Source organism: Acidovorax facilis (assembly GCF_023913775.1).
Lineage (GTDB): Bacteria > Pseudomonadota > Gammaproteobacteria > Burkholderiales > Burkholderiaceae_C > Acidovorax > Acidovorax facilis.
In genome coordinates this window covers 1-2620 of the sequence record NZ_JAMXAX010000241.1, presented here as the reverse complement: position 1 = coordinate 2620, position 2620 = coordinate 1, and the positions used below count along the sequence as shown (strand labels likewise).

Below are 2620 nucleotides of genomic sequence, written 5' to 3'. Positions count from 1 at the left end.
AGCCGAGGCAAAGGGCAGCAGGCGCCGCAAGGACAAAAGCATAGTTCTCTAGTGTACACACCGTTGCTTAAGAACGCATTAATGTGCGGCGCCAAGACCCCGCGCATGGTGGGCCAAATGATCGCTCACAAAGCTCTGCACAAAGTAGTAGCCGTGGTCGTAGCCCGCGTGGCGGCGCAGGGTGAGCGGCTGGCCGATGGCCTGGCACGCGGCCTCGAACAGGTGCGGGTGCAGCTGGTCGGCCAGGAATTTGTCGTCCAGCCCCTGGTCGATGAGGATGCCCGCAGGGTAAGGCGCAATGGGCTGGTGCTGCATCAGCACCGTGGCATCGTGCTCCAGCCAGGTGGTGCGGTCTGGGCCCAGGTAGCCGGTGAAGGCTTTTTCGCCCCAGGGGCACTGGGTGGGCGCGCAGATGGGCGCAAAGGCCGACACCGTCTTGAACCGGCCCGGGTGGCGCAGGGCCAGCGTGAGCGCGCCGTGGCCGCCCATGCTGTGGCCGAAGATGCCCAGGCGTTGCAGGTCGATGGGCAGGTGCTGGCCCACCACGGGCAGCAGCTCCTTCAACAGATAGCTTTCCATGCGCCAGTGGGTGTTCCAGGGGCTCTGCGTGGCGTCGAGGTAAAAGCCTGCGCCCACGCCAAAGTCCCAGCTGGCCGTGGCGCCGGGCAGGGACTGCACTGCGTCACCGCGTGGGCTGGTGTCGGGCGCGATCAGGGCCAGGCCCAGCTCGGCGGCCAGGCGCTGGGCGCCAGCCTTGACCATGAAGGTTTCTTCGGTGCAGGTCAGCCCGGCCAGGAAGAGCAGGGCGGGCACGGGCCCTTGCTGCGCCTGCGGGGGCAGGAACACCGAGAACTTCATGGGCAGCCCGATCTCGGTGGAGGCGTGTTGGTAGAAGTGCTGCTCGCCGCCAAAGCAGGCGTGGCTGCTGAGCCGTTCCAGGGATGTGGTCATGGTGATTGCTATTGAAATAATAGCTTCCTGCGCTTGATGGATAAGCGCTGGAAGCTATTTTCTATTGGATTGAACTGTGGCCTTGGAAGCACCCCGCTCACCCTGAGCCTGTCAAAGGGTTGGTGGCAAGGTGTGCCATGGCTTCGACAGGCTCAGCCCGAACGGATTGCGTTCGTTCAGGCGCCTCAAAGGCTGGCTGCTCTGCAGGCGTCAGGCCGCTGCGTACTTGACGACGGAGCGGATGGACTTGCCTTCGTGCATCAAATCAAACGCTTCGTTGATGTCCTTGAGCCCCATGGTGTGCGTGACAAACGGCGCCAGCTGGATCTTGCCGGCCATCGCGTCTTCGACCATGCCGGGCAGCTCGCTGCGGCCCTTGACGCCGCCAAACGCCGTGCCCAGCCACTTGCGGCCCGTGACGAGCTGGAAGGGCCGGGTGCTGATCTCTTGCCCGGCGCCTGCCACGCCGATGATGACCGACTGGCCCCAGCCCCGGTGCGCGCATTCGAGCGCAGCGCGCATCACGTTCACGTTGCCGATGCACTCAAAGCTGTGGTCCACGCCCCAGGTTGTCATCTCCACGATGACCTGCTGGATCGGCTTGTCGAAGTCCTTGGGGTTCACGCAGTCGGTGGCGCCAAAGGTGCGGGCCAGGTCGAACTTGGACGGGTTGGTGTCCACGGCGATGATGCGGCCCGCCTTGGCCAGCTTGGCGCCCTGGATCACGGCCAGGCCAATACCGCCGAGGCCAAACACGGCCACGGTGTCGCCCTCTTGCACCTTGGCGGTGTTCTTCACCGCGCCCAGGCCCGTGGTCACGCCGCAGCCCAACAGGCAAACCTGCTCGGGGTTGGCATCCGGGTTGACCTTGGCCAGCGACACCTCGGCCACCACGGTGTATTCGCTGAAGGTGCTGCAGCCCATGTAGTGGTAGATGGGCTGGCCGTTGTACGAAAAGCGCGTGGTGCCGTCGGGCATCACGCCCTTGCCCTGCGTGGCGCGCACGGCGACGCACAGGTTGGTCTTGCCGCTCTTGCAGAACAGGCACTCGCCGCATTCGGCGGTGTAGAGCGGGATCACATGGTCGCCCGGCTTCACGCTGGTCACGCCTTCGCCCACTTCCACCACGATGCCCGCGCCTTCATGGCCCAGCACTACGGGGAACAGGCCCTCGGGGTCGTCACCGCTGAGGGTGAAGGCGTCGGTGTGGCACACACCGGTGTCGGTGATCTTGATGAGCACTTCGCCCTTTTTGGGCGGTGCGACGTCGATCTCGACGATCTGCAGGGGTTCTCCGGCTTTGAAGGCAACGGCGGCACGGGATTTCATGGGGTGGTCCTTTCGGTCAATCGGGTAGGGAATGCGGGTGGGCGGTCTATTTGAGGTAGGAGCGAAGCAGCGCCAGCGTTTCGTCAATGGCTTGCTGGGACGGGGCCGGTTTTTCCGCCAGCGTCTCGCGCACGTGGCTGTCGAGCAGGTCGGCCATCAGTCCGTGCACGGCGCCACGCATGGCCGCCAGCTGCTGCAGGATGGGGGCGCAGTCACTGCCCGCTTCCACCGCGCGCTCCAGCGCCTCGGCCTGGCCCTTGATGCGGCGCAGCCGGGTGATGGCGCGTTGTTTGTCTTCGGGGGTGTGGGGCATGGGTTGCGGGTGTGGGGTGCGGGGGCT

Annotated in this window: 3 protein-coding genes; all 3 read right to left on the bottom strand. The window is 65.3% G+C overall.

All coding sequences use genetic code 11. From position 1 onward, the window contains the following. Nucleotides 1–78: 78 nt before the first annotated feature. Complete coding sequence (gene fghA / locus NFX52_RS29705; protein ID WP_055402786.1) at nucleotides 79–951, bottom strand: S-formylglutathione hydrolase; 873 nt, start codon at nucleotides 949–951, stop codon at nucleotides 79–81. A 210-nt stretch (nucleotides 952–1161) separates the two neighbouring features. After that, entirely contained in the window at nucleotides 1162–2280 is a 1119-nt protein-coding gene (locus NFX52_RS29700) for an S-(hydroxymethyl)glutathione dehydrogenase/class III alcohol dehydrogenase (protein WP_055402788.1), read from the bottom strand. A 46-nt stretch (nucleotides 2281–2326) separates the two neighbouring features. Beyond that, nucleotides 2327–2593 (bottom strand): metal/formaldehyde-sensitive transcriptional repressor, encoded by a 267-nt coding sequence (locus tag NFX52_RS29695; protein WP_055402789.1) that lies wholly within the window; start codon nucleotides 2591–2593, stop codon nucleotides 2327–2329. Between the last annotated feature and the right edge of the window lie 27 nt (nucleotides 2594–2620).